We start from the raw sequence: 20533 nt of genomic DNA on the forward strand, positions 1-20533 counted from the left end.
GTGAATTGAAAAGCGTGTTTTTAGTGAAAATGTAGCTGTTTCTTCTAAACGATCAGAACGATCCTTAAAACAAGTCGCCATGTGTACCCGTTCTTGTCAATGTAATGAGCCGAATGATGTCATCCTGCTCCCAAACTAGCAGCCAATTTGGTTGGATATGGCATTCCCAAAATCCCTTATAATTACCTGTTATTTTTGGGGTTTGTTTTTTTGAGGCAATACACCGCTTGTAATTAGACGGGTAACGACCTCATCGAGGAGTTGCATATCTAAGCCACACTTTTTTGCGAGCTTGATATCTTTTTTGAATTTCTCTGTCAGTTCAAGCTGATACCTTACGAGTAAAGATCCTCTCTGAAATCCTCAAGCGTGGTTTTCGTTGTCTTGCGCAATTTGACTTCTTTAATTGCCTTTTCCGTATCTTTAATATAACGCGGCTCTTCAAGCTGTACAAAAGGGAGTGTTTTGAGATATTCGTAGAAGACCTTCGCTTGTTTGCTTCGCTTATCTATTCTTATTGTGATTTCCATATCCTTATATTTTAGTGAAATCTATTTCAAAGTTATTAAAAATATGAAAAATGGGATAATATCTAGTATTACATAATACAAATTAAGATGTTAGAATATAGTACCTAGCATGTAGAGAGGGGGTGAGTGTAGCATCAGTAAAACGTAAAACCTTGACTTTAAAACAGTAAAAGGCTAACCGCTGGCGTAACGAACAGCGACACTATAGCTGATAAGCCAACCAGCACGGCAGCATTTTCCTCCTCTGTCTCTAAGAATGATGCAAATACCACAAGATTAGCTGCAATAGGGAAGGAGCCCATAAGCAACATCAGCATACTTTGATCCTCATCTAAAACGCCGATAAACTGTTTCTCGGCCAATACAAATAATATCAAAATTAAGGCACCGGCTATATAACGCATACCCAGAATTTTTCCTAGTGCAGCATAAGCAATTTTCTTGAAGTGTATCGTGCCCAGCGTAAGGCCAATGATCAGCATCCCAAGCGATGATACAACCCAACTCACAACGTTTGCTATACTTTCAGCCTCTTCTGGCAGTTTCACATTCGCTACATTCAGCCCTATTGCTAAAATGCAGGCGTAAATGGCCGGTATTTTAAATACTTTCGTCGCTGCTTCTTTAACAGAGATGCCTTTCGTTCGCGACATCAAGTAATATCCAATGGTATCGCCATACAGCGCATTTCCAACATAGGCGCTAATAATCAATGGCATTTGTTCTTCGCCAAATAGAGCCATCACGACCGGAATCCCAAACCAACCTATGTTATAGTACGAAAACGCTCCCTTGAGCAAGTTACCGTCGAAATCATCACCTACAAATTTTTTGGTAAGCAGCGCAGGAAGATTCATAGCCAAGGCCAGCAAAAATATCATGGAGCCGATGACTGCAGTTTCTTCCAAATCTGCCTTCAATAAATTTTCGACTATTAAAAAGGGAATTAGGAGAAAGAGAAGTAATTTTGATATCCAGCGGCTGCTGAGATCCCATTTCTTTTTAAGCCCCCAACCGATAAGCATAAAAATATACAACGGCAACACCTTTGTGGCAAGTTCTTGTAATACCTCCATTGCTAAATATTTTTTAATAAGCTTTCTGACAATAGGTCAGACTGTTCTACATTAAACCAAAAAGCGTTAATATCGAGCTGCAACCCGGCGAGTTGATGACCAATCACATAAAATGGGGAGGGGCGTTTCCGGCTGCTCGTTACCACACGTAGCGTATCCAAATCGGCATGGATGCCTCCAGCCGCATATTCCTCAATATACTTTTTCTTTAATAGCCGTGGCAATAGCGGCTGATCTATTATTTTCTCCACGATGGCGGCTGGTCCAGAGGCGTTAATTACGTAATCCGCTTCACTACTTTCGCCTTTTTCCGTCGTCAGAACAAACCGATTTTCTTTCCATTCAATATCATTCGTATTACCAATGATGGTAAGCTGTCCGCTACGCAAAACCTCGCGAATCTTCAGCGCGTTTTCCATCGGCATAGCGTGGCGGTTAATATCGAAATAAGGTTTCATCCATTTCAAAAACAAGAGCTTTTGATCTGCCGGCAACAGCTTCCACATATCATAGGTTTCTTCGCGTAAAGAATAGAGGATATTTTGGAGCAAGCATTGTTTCCCTGCAGCTAATGCAATGTCTTCTTCGAGCAGCGTCAGTTGATCCTTGTCTTCCCGCTCTTCAGCGGCCCAATCAAGCGGCTCTTCGCGGTAGCTTTCTGCTTCAGACCGAAACATGCGGATGAGATCGGTGAGGCGTAAGGACTTTTGTTTTTCCCGAACATGTTTACGGACATTCGCCAGTGTTAGCACTTTGCGTATATAGGGGATTTCCGTGGGCGATTGCACGCGCGGCAGCAGCCCTTTCAACGAGAAAAAGCTGATAGGCCCCTCATGCCCATTGCCGATAAGCGTGATCAGGGCGTCAATAGCCGTGAGGCTACTGCCAACGATACTCACACGTGCTGTCTTATCGGTAATTTCTGACAAAATACGGCTAGACGGCCATGGAGAAGGGAAAAAACGCTTCTGTTTGGCAAGCTTTTGGAAGGTATTGGAGGCTGGATTTCCTGTGGCCAGTATCGCGTAATTTGCTTTATGCGTCCTCCCACTTCCAGTTTTTAATGAAACACGATTATCGCGATGTATTGTAGCATCCACCACCTCGTCCTGAACGAGTTGCACGTCAACACCATGCTCTTTTGCTATTTCGCAATATTGATTAAACATCGCTTGCACGTAACGGCCGAACAGCATGCGTGGCGGGTAGGCATCTGGATGGATACTGACCTGTGGAAATTCTTTGGCAATCATTTCCTGGTTTTGGTGCATCCATTGCACGAAGTGCATGCGCTCATAGGGAAATATCCCCATCAAACCCGCTTTCGTATTCAAAAGATGACCTTCTTGTCCTGTGCCAAAGGCAAGCCCCTCACCAAACTCATTTCGTTTTTCGAAGATATGGATGCTGAGGGGCTGTTTGACTTGGCGAACTATGTATTTGAGGACTAATTGAAGGAAACAAGCTGTCCCACTTGCCCCGGCGCCAATAATGGCTATAGTTTTTGATCTTTCGTTCATACCTTCGGATGAACAATTCGAGCTCCTGATAAGTTCAGAAAAAAGTGGAAATAAATCCGCAACCGCTCTGCAGTTTTAAAACCATGCGCCGATGATCACAGCAATCTTGCATGCAGATTGCTACTCGATTTTCCCCAACGCAGGAATACTAAACCAAAAAGTGGAACCATGCCCCGGTGCGCTGTTAAGCCCGATAGTACCGCCATGCAGATTTATGATTTCTTTCGATATATATAGCCCTATCCCGAAACCACTTACTGCTTCGGTGTATGTATTTTCCACGCGATAGAAGCGCGTAAATATTTTTTGTTGATCTTCCGCTGCTATTCCGGCGCCCTGATCGGTGACCGCTATATAGAGATTGCTATTTTGCTTTTTAGCTTCTATAGTAATGGTGCTTCCGGAAGCGGAATATTTTATAGCGTTATTTATAAAATTAATAATCACTTGTTCTATCTTGTCCCGATCTGCCAATACCATATGCTCACCGTCGGTCTGTAGGTCAAACGTGTGGCTCGTTACCGTCTGCTGAAGCATTTGATCAATGTTTAATAGCAGCTCATGCGCGTAGAACTCCGTTTTATTGAGGCGTAGCTTGCCCTCGCCTATGCGAGCAATATCGAGGAAGCTTTCGATAAGCACCTTCATACGCACACTTTGACGGTTTGCACTCACGATCAGCTCGTGAAACTTTTCATTGCCCAAGGCTTTGCTTTTAACCTGTAATATTTGAAGATAGCCAGATAGGGATGTCAATGGTGAACGCAACTCATGGCTGACGATGCCTAGGAAATCGAGCTTTCTTTTTTCTTCCATTTTCTGGGCGGTGAAGTCAATAATCACACCGTACGCCATTAAATTGTGATTTTCCTCATTCCAGATCTTGCTGCCCACTATACGAAGCCATTTTTTGTCGCCCAGTGCATTTTGTAAATTAAATTCTAGATCGAAATTGCTTTCTTCCCGAATGACTTCAAAGATCGTCTCGTCCTGCTCTACATCGCCAATGGTGTATCTATGCTGAAAAAGATCCTGCGACGTGACTTCTGCATGGTCTTCAAGGCCATACATTTGCCGGGTATGCTTGTTGATAAAGGTTTCATTTGTTGTCGGGTTGTAGGAAAACGTACCGATTCTACCTGCATCAACGATTAGTCTTTGCTCCAGCGCACTCTGTGCTATTGCTCTGTTGAACGCATCAATTCGCTGCTGCGACTGAATGCGGTCGCTAATATCCAATATGGTTCCGGAGAAATGAACAGGCGTGTTTTCGTTGTCGAAATATGCTCTCCCTTTAGCCTGCACCCAAGTAAGGCTATCTTTCATCTGGCCTACCGTTCGAAACTGTATATCGTAGTAACCTTCTGATGCGGGTGTCTGCGCATAACTGATCGCATCCGCAACAGCCTTTCTATCTTCCTCATAAATATACTGAAGCGCAAGCTGATAGGGGATTTCTTCCTTCTCATCCGCCCCAAATAGCTCTCGGCTTCGCTCGTCCCAGTGCACGACCTCCGTTGCGATATTAAACTCCCAAATACCTATTTTTGCGGATGTTAGCGCCAAATTTAACCGCCGCTCACTGTTCGACAGCTGCTCAAAGGCTGTCTGAAGATTGGTGTTTACCTCGACATTCACTTGTTCGGAATGCCTTAGCTGTATGTTAGCAGTCGCTAGGTCATCATTCACGTTGGTAAGCTCCTCCATGGTCGCCGTAAGCTCTTCCATGGTCGCCGCGAGCTCTTCATTCGTATCTTGTAATTTGCGTTCGCGATCTTCCAAAAGCTTTCTGGATAAGACTGATTCAGTGACATCCATCACCGTTCCGATAAAGCGAACCGGCTTATCGGCCTCGTCAAAATACACGTTTCCAATGGCGTGTACCCAAGTGATTTTGCCATTTGTCTGGCTCAATGTCCTGTAGTGTATGTCGTAGCGTCCGCCGGTCAATTTGCGATCGAAAGCGTCCTTGACAGCCGCTAAGGTCATCTGCCTATCGTCGGGGTGCAGGCCCGTAACGAAATCCCGCGTATAGCTTACCTCGCTTTCTGGAGGTACGCCAAAAAGTTCTTTGCAACGGTCGTCCCAAACCAGGATGTCTTGCTGCACATCGAGATCAAACATTCCTAAATTCGAAGCTTCTTTGGCCCTTCTGGATTGGTCGAGCGCAAAGTCTAACTGTTTGTAGGAATTGCTTAGCTCGTCAACGGTGTTTGAAAGCTTTTCGTTGATAGCCATATATTCTTCGGTTAGCGCTCGTTGTTCTTCTATGCTGGAACGTAGCTCTTCATTTAGTGCTGCTTCCTGCATTTCCTTCTTTCGAACGGCAGACCATGCCTCCAGACGACTTGAAACTTCCTGCGCGGTATGCAAAATGGCATAGGTGTCTTGATTTTCATTTAGCAGCGCTCTATATTCGAAATCGAAATAAAAAGTCGTGGGAATACCATCTAAAAGAATGTTAGCGGGCACATCATTTGCCCGGTAAGTTTCTCCAGTACGCCACACCTCTTTTAAAATACCTACAAAACCCTGTGTTTCAAATTCTGGGAAACTATCTCCTAGATTTGTGCCAAGTACGCGATCCGTCGTTGACCACATGTCAAGCATATCTTGATTGGCATAAGCAATATGCAAATTTTCATTATCATAAATCGCAGTTGCTTGCGGAACCTGTTGTAATATGTTAAGGATATCTTGCGGCGAATTAATCATAAGCAAATGTAAATCATTTTCGTATCGACATCAAGGAACGATTATGCTATCGTTGTGAAAACGTATTTATTTGCGAAAATACCGAAAATTACGCATTGCGTATAAATGAAGCAACAATTTTTTCTTGTCGATCAGTAAAGTCATGGAAGACTTTAGGCCCGCTATTCGTCTCCGAGGTCTTGATTTACCACATTTATTCGCAGATCGCTATTAAATGTATGGATAACAGCCGGTACTTTAAATGTTCGGGAATAGAACAATTTATAACTGCAAGTAGAGCTATGTGCTATTCAAAACTTTTAACACATTAGAATGATAAGAAACTCAATGAATCGTGGCTAATTTATTACACGCTTCTTTTTTGTTTGATAACTATCTGTTTATCAGGTTTTATTATGTAAAATTTGGTAACGAATCTTGACTGTTTACCCTCATTTATTGATTTTTATCGATTGAAAAATGTCTTTTCTTTTTAACTGTAGTGTTAATCCTATAAATCTATTTATATTAATAAATTAACTTTATAAAGATATTTTAGTAGTACATATCTTTTTTTTGTTCTATTAAGTTTATGTTATTTGTTGTAGGGTTTGTATTTTATTGTTAAGAGTAGGTTTAAAGCTTCTCCTATATAAAAGGTCTAAAAATTAAAAGGATCGACGCCAACCTTCAGACCTACAAAACTACCATCAGTAAAATAACGAGGGTGCTAAGCAATGAGGATAAGACACAAAAATTAACGCATAATCCCCGCTACATGCAACTCAGCTGTAGCATAATTGAATTTGTATGATGACAACAAAAGAAGAATTAAAGAATTTATTTAAGAATGGGGATGTTCCGGGACAGGAGCAGTTTTGGACATGGATGGACAGCTATTGGCATAAAGAAGAAGCCATTGAAGCGACATCTACACTTTACAGCAATCCGCGACCAACGCAGTATGAAGTGGGGGGCGTGCCTATAGGTACCTCGTTTGACCGCATTCCAATACATGAAGTATTGGATTTTATACTGTATGGCAAAGCTCAGCGCACGCTAACCATTACCACCATACCGCCAGATGCTGTGATAACGATCAATGGTGTTGTGGCAAGCTCACTGCGCGTATATGAAGGCGCCAATATAACCTACACGGTAGAACGGCCCGGATATTTTTCGAAAACAGCTACTGTTAAGGTGACGGAAGATATGACGGTACACGTCGCCCTGGAGCCCGATCTATCCAACACGGAAATCAAGTTTAAAATTCGTACATCGGAACCAAACCAAGAAGTTCCAATTGCCATGCTTCGTACATCCGACACGCAAACACTGGCGAAGATAACCTACGGTGATGGGCAGTCAAACTTGGTATCCGTACCCGCATACAATGGTTCTGAATCTTGGACAGATAATGAGGGAAATATCCATCATGTTGATAATGGGAATACATTTTACCATGTTTATGAAAAGGTGGGCGATTATGAGATCAGCATCAACGCGGGTGCGAATGTGAGCTATGTACGTTTTTGTGAAGGACTGACCAGCGATCCGCAAGGTTATCTTGCACCTACCGTTAATAATTTTATACAAGAAATCTCTGTATTTAAATCAGACTCGATAACGAACCTGGATTATACATTTGCGGGATTGTCGCTGGCTAATGTGACGCCTGGTTTCAAACTGGAAACACCCGAGGCAACAACTTTGATTGCTAGCTTTTACGGATTTGGAGCGGGCCGGGAATTTGAAAGTTTCCCAGCAGATATGCTTTCGCTGATCAGCAAGCCCACGGTATTGCGTGGAACCTTCTTTAGGGCCGGTCTTAGAAAGATTCTTCCGGGGTTCTTGGATAGCTTGACGGAGCTGCAGAGCGTCTTCGAATGTTTTAAAAACTCTAAATTAGGAAAGGGCTACTATAATGGCGTGGATGCCGGACAATTCCCAACAATGGCCGTGCAGGGAAGCAATGACTTTGTGCCCGTGTCACTTTTCTGGAACAACGCTAAATTAACCGATATCAGCCATGTGTTTAACTATATCGGTGAAGGGTGGTTTGGCAATCTCAGCAGTGGATACTTGGCCTACTTTGTCATTCGTAGAGAATTATTTTGGAACGGCAAGACATTGGGTAATGCCCAAGGAACGATTGAAAGTGCATTCTACGCCTTTGGAAAATGTAACCGGATATTGTGCGAACCACATATTTTGAAACATGCGCCTGAGATGGTATACATCGGCGGATTATTTACGCAGACCAATACTATGCAACATGCTGTGGGCTGGGGAACGATGGTTCCTGTTGCCGCCAGCGAATCAGAAGTATATCAATTTGCGGAAAGCGAAGGAAATTATACAGCGACAGCAACGGCCGGAAGAGGGTTGACATTCGACCTCAGGGTCATGTTTCCAGAAGCAACTTATCCAAAGATCACCTGTATCTCTGGCGCCTTTACCACAGCAGCAACGGGCGAGGTAATGGGCTTCCAGCATGCTATTGACTATACGCCAAATGGTCTGCCAGCTAAGCTTGATCTGAGCATGAGCGGTGCTGATTTTCTCGCAAAATTCCCAAATGCCAATGCCGGTAGTATGGATGTTTACGCGAAATTGATCCTTGGACAATCGGGCGGTACGGATTCAGACAAAAATGATGGTCGGCATGGTGTATTCCATCTCTTGGATCAAGACAATAGGATTAGTGACAAAGCATCTCTACCAAGCTTGGTTTTTAATAACGCTATTGCCTACTAATTTAACTCGTTTAAAGTAATTTGTATATGGACACGAAACAAATGAAGTGGGCGGCGAGTGCGTTGTCTGCAGAGGCTGTGCAGGTTGCAAACTTGCGTGCAGATCTACCTGCTGAGGATGGCGTCATGCGCATTGGGGCTACGCGAATAGGCCATGCCTATATATTTGAGCGAGGAGATCCAAATCCAGCGTCAGACTCCGATCTGCTATTTGAATATGATGCGGCAGGAAATCAAATCCGCCGGGAAGTGAAAAAGGTAAGTTAAGCAGCGTCGTCAAAATACCGGGGGAGACAGGCAATTTAACGCCCCCGGCTTTCCATGCCTTCGTCGGACGGAGGAAACTTGTACGTGCAGGCCCAGCTTACATGATGCGCTAGCAGAAGTTTATCAAAATATTTATAAGCGCCAATCTGCAGGAAAAGCATGTAGTGCGGACGCTAAAGCCACTAGATGGCCATTAACTAACAAATGAGCGTTAGGCTCTTGAAATAATGATTTACATATGGACAATTCAACTGTTATAGCAAGTGTACCCAATCTCGATATACTTCCAACGGAAGCCGAAGACCAGCATATAAAGCGTGAAATCAGCACTCTTTCAAATGCGCCGCAAGCTCTTCAGGCTGCTGTGAGCTATCAGGAACCCAGTGAAACGCCGGATACGATCTCCTTTCATGATACCCAAGGTACCATCGAGGTAAATGGGAGTGGGCAGCTTCAGTTTACCCTGCCTATCGCGTTGCCGCCCGCGGTCAAAAGTGTGGCGCCTCAGGTCAACTTGCTCTACAGCAGCGGGTCTGGCAATGGTATCGCAGGTTATGGCTGGGCCCTTTCCGGGGTAACCGGTATCTCGCGAATGGGGCGAAGTATGGATAGAGACGGGGAAATTCGAACGATCCAGTTTGATTATACGGACTATTATATGTTTAGCGGTCAGCGTTTAATCTTAAAATCTGGCGAGTATGGAAAAGACGGTGCAGCATACGCGACGGAGAAGTACTCTAATACAAAGATAAGATCTATCGGCGAAAACGCTGAGCGGAATGGCCCTGCGTATTTTGAGGTAACTTTCGAAGATGGATCGCAGGCACTATACGGAAGTAGTGCCGACGCCCGCACGCCGATCGAATACAATATCGTGAGCTGGCAAGATGCACAAGGCAATGCTATCTCCTACAGCTACACGCAAGCCAATAATGTCGTGGCCATATCGCGTATTGAATGGGGCGGCAATGTACGTGCGGGCACGCCGCATTTCAATAGCATTGTATTTAACTATCTGCCTAGGGAGCTTCGGGAACATTCCTATGCCAACGGAACACTTTTCGTACAGGATAATTTGCTATCTGCTATTGAAGTGTATGCCAACAACACGATCTTCAAAACGTATAGGCTGATGTATGAGAAAGACGATAAAGGCAACCGCTATCAATTTCTGAAGTCCATTACCGAGTCCAACGCCGCAGGCGAATCTGCAAATCCCGTAGTATTTAATTATGCAAAATCCAGTCCCGGCCGATGGACGAGGTCATCCATTACCAATGATAAAAATCAAAAACTGCTGTATGGCGATTTCGACGGCGATGGCAAACTTGATGTCATTAAATACGCCGATGCGTTTAAGGGCTGTTTGCGTTATGAAAACATCTACCGTCCAGGAGATGTCACAGAGAACGACAATTCGCAGACGGGCTATTGGGAATCCTATTGTACAGAGCCCATAGATTACCCGGCAGGCATTTATCATTTTGGGAGTGTATTTGATGACGATAAACCACAGCGGATAAATGTAGGCTCTCTGATTAGTAGGGCGCAGCTGGAAAGGGCGAAGGTGTTTAACCTAAAAAATGCGCAAGGCGAAATATTGTCGAGACAGGGGTTTTTTACATATGAAACCCTACCGTCGACGACGAGCTTGCAGCCAGGGCGGAACGATCTGCTTATTAAGGGGTATTCGTTAGAGACTGATAGCGAAACAAATACCAGACAACTCAAAGAGGAATTTGTACGAACAATACGTGCAGATCAATGGGATAATACACGTCCTAGAGACTACGAAAACCCACGCGAAATTAATCATTGGTTAGATACGAGCATTGTAGAGGTGCACGAAATAGACGTCGATGGGGACGGTATATCAGAGCTGATCTTTGTTCTTAGAGACCACATGTTTTGGGAAGAAAAAGATTACGGGCCAGGTGGACAACAGCAGCTTCCTACGATTAGAGAAGACATCGTCTATCGTTATCTTTTAGTATACCCAAGCGAGTCTGACCCAACGAGGCTGGCAAACCCCATTTTTCTTAATCCTACAACTAATTTTTTTGATGGGAACGTATACCAAGGAGATTTCAATGGTGATGGATGTGCTGATTTCATCCATTTTGACAGTGCGCGTAGAGTCTATTTAACCAAGTTTGAGCAGGACGCTTCAGGCAATTACTATTCCTATGGATCTCAATTTTCAGATATACGTATTGACGGTTTTAGATCGCGGGCTATTGTGGGGGATTTTACGGGGGATGGAAAGACAGATCTCCTGATTCCGCAGGCGATCGATAGCGAGCAGTGGAAACTTTATATTTCTACGGGTACGGGATTCCGCGTGCAGGTGTTGGACGGCTTTCAGCTGTATAAAGAGAGTTTTGACTTTAAAGGAGATACACATTCTCGAAACATCAGTAGACAGTATTTTGCCCAGGATCTGAATAAGGACGGGAAGGCTGATTTCCTGGCATTTTACTCGCACATGCTTTTTCGTTATAATCAGGAAGAGACAACAACCAAGTTTATGATCTTGTATCATGAAAACAAAGGAATAGATGCGCAGGGAAATGTTATCTTCGAGAAGAGAAATATAGACGGAAGCCAGTTGCGGGGCCGCCGTCGGTACAAGATGGATTGGTACCCGGAGGAATATGATGTGTATTGGACCGATGTACAGCCTTATGCTTCGCATTTTCAGAAAACCGATAAGCCAACTTTAGCGCATTTTTCGCCACTGATTGGTGATTTTCGGATCAATAATTTCAATGAAAACATCTTGGTTTTCCGGGAAGGCAGTTTGGTAAAATACGCCCATTACAGCGTTGCTGACGAAACATATATTACGGCGATTACGCAAGGCGGTATCGTTACGCAGGTTAAATATGACGAGCTTGATCCGCAGGTAAACCCCGGTTTTTACGCCGCCGTCAAAAAAGAGCAATATCCTTACGTCGAAATGGATCGCTTATCGCGCACCTTCGTGGTTTCCCAGTTGCAACAGGAAAATAAGAAGCAAGATTTTAAATACCGCGGCTTTGTGGCCCATGTGCTTGGAAAGGGGATGCTTGGGTTCAGACAATCAGCCCGTTCATCCTGGTACACCGATCAGCTGAAAGATGCCAAGGTCTGGACTGGCGTTGAAATGGATCCGTTGAACGAAGGCCTCCCGATCAAGGAATGGACGGTGCGTACCCAAGATGATAATGCGCTAATTTTCCCGGCAGACCTCTCGCCTAATAATACACAATTGCTCTCGTTTAAAGCGATTACCTACGCTCATGCCGAACCTTCGCCGGGCGTGACCGCTATTGTGCCTGTGAAGACAATCGCGAAAGATTTTTTAACAGACGTCGTCGAAGAACGTACGATGGAATACGGCGAGTATTACCTTCCCTCCAGCACAACGACAGTGATCAACAATGGCTATGCCACGACAACCACTGTTTTAGCCTATGCACACAACATTGCCGGTACGGGGAGAGATTATTATGTGGGTCGGCCGACGAGCAAAGTAGAAATTGTTCAAGCCTACGCCGATACCAAGCAGCAACACGAGGAGTATACCTACGATGACCATCTGTTAACAGCTAAAAAGACGTATAACAGAGATGGCTCAGGTTGGGTGCAGGAAGCCTATGAACACGATGTTTTTGGTAATATTGTTAGCAAGACAATCTCCAATAGCGTGGATGCCATGACCCAAACCGATACCACTGCATATGAACCTATGGGGCGCTTTGTGGTTAGGAAAACGGACAATCTAGGGCTGGAAACGCAGATCAGCTATAATGATTTGGGACAGGTGCTAACCCAAAACGACCCCTCGGGCATGATTCAGACCAACGTGTATGATGGCTGGGGCAAGATGCTTTCTTCGCAAACGAACCTGGGCGGTACGACAACATATGTCTACCAAAAAATGACCGACAAAGGCACGCGGGTAACGGAACAGCTGCCTGATGGAACCACGAAGACGGTCTTTACCAATAAACTGGGGCAGCAGATTAAAAGCAGACAGCGTGGGTTTAATAGTGCGGGATATGTGATTATTAGCGGTGATCTACACTTGTCTACAGATCCGGAACAAAATAATCTAATATCAACCCTAACGGTGTATGACGACCTGGGGCGAAAAGTTATGGAGTCGGAGCCCCACCGCGACAGAGGTCCCGATAAATGGAATACAGTTAGTTATGACGATAGCGTATTCCCTACTGTAGTCACTGCGCTTGCTTTTACAGGAAAGCAAATGCGTAGCCGGCAGGAGGGGCGAACGAGCATTGCGGAAGAATCAAACGGTTATCTACGGGTTAACAAACAAACATCCGATCCCCTTGGAAATGTACTTTCTTCGGAAGACGCGGGTGGTATTATTAACTTCTCGTTCAACGCAGCGGGCGAGCAGATCAGCGCTCAATATGTAGACAATACCGTCCGAACAGCCTATGATGCCTGGGGGCGGCGATCGCTTTTCGCCGATCCTGCCAATGGGGAATACAGCTTTGCCTACAACGGCTTTGGTCAGATCACGAAAGAGGTCAGCCCAAAAGGATATAAGGAGTACCGTTATAACGACAAAGGGCAACTGATCGAACAGATTGAAAAATCAACAGAAGATGGCATTACCGACAAGACCATTAACTATCGCTATGATGCTAAAGGGCTTTTGTTGGAGCAGTCTGGCACCGCAAACGGTGAGCCATTCCGGACGTTGTTTACCTACGACAGCTATGGCCGGTTGCTGGAAAACCGGGAAGAAAGCTTCGGCCGCGTTTATATGCAGCGCGATATCCAATATGATGATAAATCCCGGATTGTGTCCTACGTAAAAAGTCTGCAATCTGAGGGCGTTGAGACGCTGGCACGCATTCAGCATAGCTATGACCCCTGGAGCGGTCTGCTGTTTAAAATCAACGATGCCGATACCGGCAGGGAGCTATGGCGTATAGACGAGAACAATCCCAACGGCCAGATCCTGCGGAGCAAGTTTGGCGAAACCCGCATCAAGAATACCTATAATGAGCAGAATATGCTGACGGAGACCTTGCAGGAGTCAAACCAAGGACGGATTTTGGGGCAGCAGTATGTATTTGACCCGGTTCGCAATGAGCTCAACAGCCGCGTGCGGAGCGGGAACATCGCGCTCACGGAAAGTTTCGCCTACGATAATAACAATCGGCTGGTGGAGTGGACTAACCCGGTAACGGAAGCGCAATCAACCAATACCTACGACATCCAAGGACGCATTATTGCGCTCGATAACATTGGTACAGTTCGCTTCGATAACGCGGGGCAGCAATATAGGCCATCGGGCATAAAACTAAACAGCACAGGCAAGCAACATTACACCAATGACCTGATTCAGGAAGTTGTTTATAACGAAAACAGCGATCCGCGGCAGATCTTAGGAACGCAGGCCACTATTGCATTTGACTACGGACTTGGTGCTATGCGCCAGCGTGTGGTATTGAATGAAAAGGTGCCAACTGGGAGCTCCAAAGGTCAACCAGCTGTGAGTTCTGGAGGCAGCTTTACCAAGTATTACAGTGCAGACGGCAGTTGTGAGGTCATCCGGAACAATGCCACCGGGGAAGAGAAGCACATCCTTTTTATTGGTGGCTCGCCTTATGAAAGTAGTATCGTATATTTGAAAGACTACGCAGAGCGTAGGGGTTCTTATAAATTTTTGCACAAAGATTATCTGGGAAGTATCCTGGCTATCAGCGATGAGAACGGGCTTTTGGTTGAGGAACGGCATTTTGATGCCTGGGGTAACCTGTCCCATGGTAGGATGGAATTGCTGGATCGTGGTTATACATCCCACGAGCATTTCGATCAAGTCGGCATTATCCATATGAACGGCAGGTTGTACGACCCAACCTTGCGCCGCTTTCTCAATGCCGACGCCAATATCCAAGAAATGTTCAATACCCAGAACTACAATAAATATGGGTATGTCCTGAACAATCCGCTTATGAATACAGACCCCAGCGGGCAGTTTTTTCTAGCTTTTTTGGGACTTTCTGCTTGGTTAACCGCTATTGTAATTGGGGCGGTTGCAGGTCTTGCCGCCTATACAGTGAATCTTGTAGTAACAGGTAATCTCGGTATGTGGAATCTTGGGGGAGCGTTGAAAGCAACCTTCTTCGGTGCCGTATCCGGAGCAGTTACTTTTGGTATTGGTTCCCTTTTCCGCGCTGCAGCAAGCTTTGGCAATGCACTACTGCAAGCAGGTGCTCATGGACTGTCACAAGGCGTTTTGGGGTTAGTCCAGGGGCAGAGCTTTCTTAGTTCGGCTATTTCCGGTTTTTTAGGAAGTTTAGGAGCTTACGGTTGGGGAAAGGCCATGAATTTACTTGGCTTGAGCCAATTCTCACAAAGCGCCTACGGTACGATCTTATTCGGAGCGCTATCGGGCGGCGTTGGTGCGGAATTAAGCGGTGGAAACTTTTGGCAAGGTGCTATTGTTGGTGGTGTTGTTGCGGGATTGAATCATGTGATGCATAGAATGGGTGGACCGGGAGACGATGAGTTGGCAAGCTTAACACCTGAACAAAGGAAACAACTGGAGCAATTAAAATCTGGAACTAAATTGACAATTGAGCAATTACAAAAAACAGGATTAGATAAAATATTGGATAGTTGGATTGAGAGATCAGATTTAGGTAAAAGATTAAAACTCGGTAGTACAGATTTTATAGAAATCGGTGGCGAAATATATTATGATTATAAATTGAAAACCTTTGGAGGTATTAACGAGAATGAATTTAATTTTAGGTTTGTAATTACTGCTTCAAAAGGTCTAGTGAGCGGATATTTTGGGGCTGCAGGAGGAGCCTATGTAGGCACTTTAAGTGCTACGTATGTCGGTTCGACCCTCGGTAGGGTCGTGGGGAGCTATGCGGGAATGTTAATCGGAGCTGCGGTTGGATTATATATTGATCAGACATATGTACGCGGAATTAGGTTCTTTGATCGATATATGACCGATTTTTCTACTAACCTTCAAAACCAAGCTATATATAACATTGGAAACTACAGGTAGACATTATAGCAAAGTGATCAGAGAACGCTGATCACTTTGCTAGTTAACTGCTATTTTTCTCATTTGAAATTATTAATCAAAGAGGTTAGCTCGGAAGATTTTGTCAAAATTGTAGTTGAAAATCTTAAACCATCCTTTGTAGTTTTTGCTACGATGTGATAACACGTTATCTTACGTCTCGTAAATTGATTTTCAATGTCGAATTCCAATTTTCCATGACCACTACTGGTGGGAGAAATTTCGATAGAATCTTCCGAGTTACTCAATTCTAAAGATACTGTAATATCGAAATATGCTATTCCGTTATTAATAGAGTTTAATTTGTATTTTGATTTGATATTGAATTCGATAGCCCCAATGCCTATAGCCGCCGAAGTCATCGTTGAAGATTTCTCAAAAAAATCACCTACTTTAATCGGGCTTTTCTGATAAATGATATCTTGCTGTCTAATTTGATTTTTCAAAGCCTCTTTTTCTTGAATACTTAATTTTTTATTAACAATAGAATCTACCTTAATTATGTTTTGAAAATCTTGTGTATCATAAAAGCCATAAACATAGCTATCATAATGAGGGTTGTCTACCTCTGATGTTTCCCCATTGATTGTTTGACTTGCGCTGTAGTCAAAATATCTTGCGATATAGGCGATTGAATCATTAACTCTATTTTTTGTTTCTGTAGATGATTTCCATGCGCTAATCCCTTCGATGGTAACCGGCGAGAATATCCCTTGTTCATACAACTCGGCTGAGAGCTCGGTACTCCTCGCAACATTAACTACACTCTTTATCGAGTACATATTTTCAGACGAATAAATACGGTTTTCCTGGGGGACAAATTTAAAAGCTACTGTTTTTTGCCCGTTAGCAAATTGGCAGAATAACAGAAACGTTATCAGACATATTTTATACATTTTTAGAGTTCTAATATATGTAAAGATAAATATTTGTTGTTGATTTAGGGGTTAATGATTTTATATTCTAATTTTTATGTAGTTGTATGTTTACTTTTTTATTAATGCTATAGGTTAGTTGCTTTATGATAAAAGCAAATGATAACATTTTTGTTAATTTAGTATTTTACAAACAACATTTTGAAATTGAAGATGTGTATGTAGGTATTGATGAAGTTTTTTGAAATTACATGAAGCGTAAAAATGGTGTCGTGGGGGAGACGAAACCGCGGTATCTTTTAGCAGCAGCCGATCGGGCAAATGGATAGAGACCCAATAAGATTGAGGCAACATCTGGGAGTAGTGAATGTAAGTACTATACGCTTTTGGCATTGGTTCCCTTTTCAGCGCTGCAGCAAGCTTTGGCAATGCGCTACTGCAAGCAGGTGCTCATGGACTATCCCAAGGTATTCTGGGCTTGGTACAGGGACAGAGCTTTTTTAGTTCGGCGATTTCCGGACTGTTAGGAAGCTTAGGAGCCTTTGGTTGGGGGAAGGCCATGAATTCACTCGGCTTAGGGCAATTCTCACAGAATGCCTACGGTACCATTGTATTCGGAGCGATATCGGGCGGTGTTGTTGCGGGATTGAATCATGTGATGCATAGAATGGATTCGCCTTTGCCTAATGACGCCGAAGGAGAGGATCCACCGGGAAAGAAAAACGCAAATAGGATAGAGCAAGCAGCAAACGTTGGTAAAGAGATAGGAACTTCTGCCGAACTTATTGAGGCAATAGATAAGAGTTTAAAGGGAAATAGTAAGGTTTTAGGAAAATTCGCGAAAGTTGGTGGATATTTATCTGCGGGCGGACAAATAATATATGATGGTGTTGAGTATTACAATGGAGAGATCAGCGGTTATCGTTTTAGTTTTCGATTTGGAGCGACAGTTACATCTGCCGTTGTTGGAGCAGAAGTTGGAACGGCAATAGGTGGTCCTGCTGGTTTTGTGGTAGGGACCACTATAGGAATTGGAGCTGGAGTTACAGAAAGTGCTTGGGATAATTGGTGGCCACAATTCAAGCAAGGTTTTAATGGATTTATAAATAGAGCTACAAATAATTGGATGCATTATAGATAATATATGGATTTGAAAATATCATTAAAAAGTCAACTATATGCATTGAGAGAACTACTTATAATAAGTAATGTTTATTTTGGTCTTATTGGTTTTTTGTCTTTCAACGCAGAATTTAATTTGTTTAAAATATTGTTCTTTTCAACATTTTCTTTTTATTTTCTTGTTTATCTTCTTCCTGTAATTGTGTTGCATGTTAATTATTTAAATAACACATATAAGCATGTCAGAGTTGAGCGAAATAAGCTAACCGTCAATAATGCTACTTACACAGAAAAGGAGATTGATAAGATTAGGATTTATGCAACATCACAACATTTTAGTGATTCTGTTGGAGTTTCTGCCTTACCGTATAATGATTATTACTATCATATTGAAGTGGTTTTAAAAAATGGTAAAAAAATCAACCTCTCATCGCTGATAGATTATAAACTAGATACAATAATTACAGAAAACTTTAGGACTATTGAAATAATAGAACAACCGTCTACTTTTGTAATGTTGCTGACGAAATAAAAACTTAAAACAAGGACTCCATGCAAAAGCGAGTAGTTTTATCCGAAAAATAAAGTAAACTCATTTTCTAAAGGAATTAAACCCTATTTCCAATATCAAACCAGAAACAATTTTACATCATGGTAAAGCAACTGATTGTAATCGTTTTATGCATAGGTGTCGTTTCCTCTTGCGCTCCAACACTAAGATTAAGAGACGGTCAGAAAATAATGCTCAAAAAATATCGAAATATCGATAAATTTGATCCTTCAATTTACGAGCAGATAGACACTAATTATCTTTATCAAGAAATCGGAACTTGTTATGCCGATCGTAAGGTAGGGAATATAAGAGATTTTAAAAAGGAAGAAAGGAATGTAAGAATTCAGTTCTATCCGAGAGGCTATTTGCGATTGATAGCTTTTTCGGAAAAGCCCGAGGGGCCGGATCCAGAGGTTACCGGAGCTAGGGGTGTTATTTATAAAAAAGGCGGGAAGACTAAAATTGATAGGCAAATTGCAGACCAAGACGGGACGCTACAACGGGGGATATTTTTAGTGAGAGTTGACGGAGATCGGATTTACGTCATGTACGCTCCCGTCGTTACAAATTATTTATTTTTCGATAATAGCTTCGAATGCGATGTTTATCAGAAAGCAGAGAAAGTTCCTGAGGATTGGAAGAAATACAAGCCGGATTGGTAAGTGAATTTTAGTAATGTCAAGTAACATGCATAACCGACTATCCCATCGCACATCCTTTCCGTCCTTTGCCAGGACAGGGCATTCCTTTTGTAGGGCAAAAGGAACCAAAACCCCGTCGCTTGAAACCTTTGCAAGGGATGGCTTGTGCTATAGAAAGTAAAATGTAATAAATAATACGTAATAAAATGTACACACAGTACCATTTCTATATACTAAGTACTAAATACTACAATCTATAAAAGATGCGACATGTTGGTTAATAAAGGGGAGTGCAATTGTATCTATTCGGTTGATCGGCCCCCTTCGAGCTAGGAACTGATTAACGGCGCTCTACGTTCCATTGCGGCCCGTCCCGGGTAGGGACATAGCGGTGGGTTTTTCTTAGCTCGGCAATTTCCGGTCTGTTAGGAAGCTTAGGAGCTTACGGTTGTCAAATATTGGATACAAGACGTAAGCTGACACTTTATAACACACAAATTATATACAATGGTATTATCGATGGAAAATAGAAATTACAATATTGTTATAAAATATATATCAAAGGAATTTGGTATTAAAGAAAGAAAATTAGGAGCTTATACGTCCCTTTCCGATTTAGGTTTGGATGGGGATGATGTTCTAGACTTTTTGCTTGAATTTTTTGATTTCTTCGAAATTGAATATGAGGATACAAACTACAAAGCATTTATCCCGCGAGAAGGGGGGGGTATAGGCAAAACTTTGTCAAGTATATTTAATAGAAAAGTGAGGCGATCTGATAATGAGATTTTTATACAGGATTTGGTGATATCGTTGGATAAAAAGAAGTGGTGTAAAATTTGGATTAGCTAAAGAGTAGACTTCAACTACATGTTTTATAAAGTTTCGGGAGCAGATGACGGATTAACAAATGCTATTCGCATATCCTTTCCATCCTTTGCTAGGACAAGATGTGGGGCGGACAATCTGTTTTATAAACAGAACTTGAACTTGCTGCGGCAGATCGCTTGTCCCTAGCCGGGACGGGGCCATACTTTTTCAGATGAAAAAGGTACGCAAAAAATCTTTGTTTCATCGAGGCGATCTTGCACACAACCCAACCCGCAGCGGAAGGCTGCCTATCAGGCTAGATGACATCCCAAAATCCCTTTAAGAATGGATTTCGGGAAATAATCTCATGCCTGCCCATACCCTCAAAGCCACGGCAGCGTTCCGCTTTTTCCATCGCTTGATGAAACGTAAAAGTGCCGTTGATAGGTTTTTATATGACCAAAGTTGTTTAGTCGCTCAACGCCTTTGCGTGGTGCAAAAGGTAAAGAATTGTTATACCTGCACCTCCTGTTATGAACGGGAAATGTCTCATCGAAAGCGATTAGTACAGTGTATTGCGTAGAGCGTAGTGAGAAATTAGAAAAGATACTACAATGCACCGC

General features: G+C 43.1%; 13 protein-coding genes. 7 read left to right on the forward strand and 6 right to left on the reverse strand.

Annotated elements, in window-relative coordinates:
* Window positions 1–64 precede the first annotated feature (64 nt).
* The 5 genes from DI53_RS20790 to DI53_RS19730 all read right to left on the reverse strand — a co-directional run bounded on the left by DI53_RS20790 (window position 65) and on the right by DI53_RS19730 (window position 5841).
* A complete protein-coding gene (locus DI53_RS20790) occupies window positions 65–220 on the reverse strand; it encodes a type II toxin-antitoxin system mRNA interferase toxin, RelE/StbE family (protein ID WP_206538049.1) in 156 nt (51 codons plus the stop codon).
* A gap of 115 nt (window positions 221–335) precedes the next feature.
* A complete protein-coding gene (locus DI53_RS16050; protein WP_037501984.1) occupies window positions 336–530 on the reverse strand; it encodes a hypothetical protein in 195 nt (64 codons plus the stop codon).
* A gap of 158 nt (window positions 531–688) precedes the next feature.
* Entirely contained in the window at window positions 689–1606 is a 918-nt protein-coding gene (locus DI53_RS16055; protein WP_037501987.1) for an AEC family transporter, read from the reverse strand.
* A 2-nt stretch (window positions 1607–1608) separates the two neighbouring features.
* On the reverse strand, window positions 1609–3126 hold the full coding sequence (locus DI53_RS16060) for an FAD/NAD(P)-binding protein (RefSeq protein WP_037501990.1): 1518 nt from the start codon (window positions 3124–3126) through the stop codon (window positions 1609–1611).
* A 120-nt stretch (window positions 3127–3246) separates the two neighbouring features.
* Complete coding sequence (locus tag DI53_RS19730; protein ID WP_052072483.1) at window positions 3247–5841, reverse strand: PAS domain-containing protein; 2595 nt, start codon at window positions 5839–5841, stop codon at window positions 3247–3249.
* 789 nt (window positions 5842–6630) lie between these two features.
* Between DI53_RS19730 and DI53_RS16070 the strand changes: the two genes are divergently transcribed.
* The 3 genes from DI53_RS16070 to DI53_RS16080 all read left to right on the forward strand — a co-directional run bounded on the left by DI53_RS16070 (window position 6631) and on the right by DI53_RS16080 (window position 15891).
* Window positions 6631–8577, forward strand: coding sequence for a PEGA domain-containing protein (locus tag DI53_RS16070; RefSeq protein ID WP_131555325.1), 1947 nt, complete (start codon window positions 6631–6633; stop codon window positions 8575–8577).
* A 26-nt stretch (window positions 8578–8603) separates the two neighbouring features.
* Window positions 8604–8843 (forward strand): hypothetical protein, encoded by a 240-nt coding sequence (locus DI53_RS16075; protein ID WP_037501993.1) that lies wholly within the window; start codon window positions 8604–8606, stop codon window positions 8841–8843.
* A gap of 238 nt (window positions 8844–9081) precedes the next feature.
* Window positions 9082–15891, forward strand: a complete 6810-nt coding sequence (locus DI53_RS16080) for an RHS repeat-associated core domain-containing protein (RefSeq protein ID WP_052072485.1) — start codon at window positions 9082–9084, stop codon at window positions 15889–15891.
* A 59-nt stretch (window positions 15892–15950) separates the two neighbouring features.
* Here the strand turns inward: DI53_RS16080 and DI53_RS16085 are convergent, their stop codons facing one another.
* Complete coding sequence (locus tag DI53_RS16085; RefSeq protein WP_037501996.1) at window positions 15951–16805, reverse strand: DUF6263 family protein; 855 nt, start codon at window positions 16803–16805, stop codon at window positions 15951–15953.
* Window positions 16806–17262: 457 nt separating this feature from the next.
* Here DI53_RS16085 and DI53_RS16090 point away from each other — a divergent pair, with 457 nt between their 5' ends.
* The 4 genes from DI53_RS16090 (at window position 17263) to DI53_RS16105 (ending at window position 19952) form a co-directional block, all read left to right on the forward strand.
* A complete protein-coding gene (locus DI53_RS16090; protein WP_131555327.1) occupies window positions 17263–17925 on the forward strand; it encodes a hypothetical protein in 663 nt (220 codons plus the stop codon).
* A gap of 3 nt (window positions 17926–17928) precedes the next feature.
* On the forward strand, window positions 17929–18438 hold the full coding sequence (locus tag DI53_RS16095; protein ID WP_037502001.1) for a PH domain-containing protein: 510 nt from the start codon (window positions 17929–17931) through the stop codon (window positions 18436–18438).
* 209 nt (window positions 18439–18647) lie between these two features.
* On the forward strand, window positions 18648–19121 hold the full coding sequence (locus DI53_RS16100) for a hypothetical protein (protein ID WP_131555329.1): 474 nt from the start codon (window positions 18648–18650) through the stop codon (window positions 19119–19121).
* Window positions 19122–19619: 498 nt separating this feature from the next.
* On the forward strand, window positions 19620–19952 hold the full coding sequence (locus DI53_RS16105; protein WP_157836790.1) for a DUF1493 family protein: 333 nt from the start codon (window positions 19620–19622) through the stop codon (window positions 19950–19952).
* Window positions 19953–20533: the final 581 nt, after the last annotated feature.

This window comes from Sphingobacterium deserti (assembly GCF_000757725.1).
Classification (GTDB): domain Bacteria; phylum Bacteroidota; class Bacteroidia; order Sphingobacteriales; family Sphingobacteriaceae; genus Sphingobacterium; species Sphingobacterium deserti.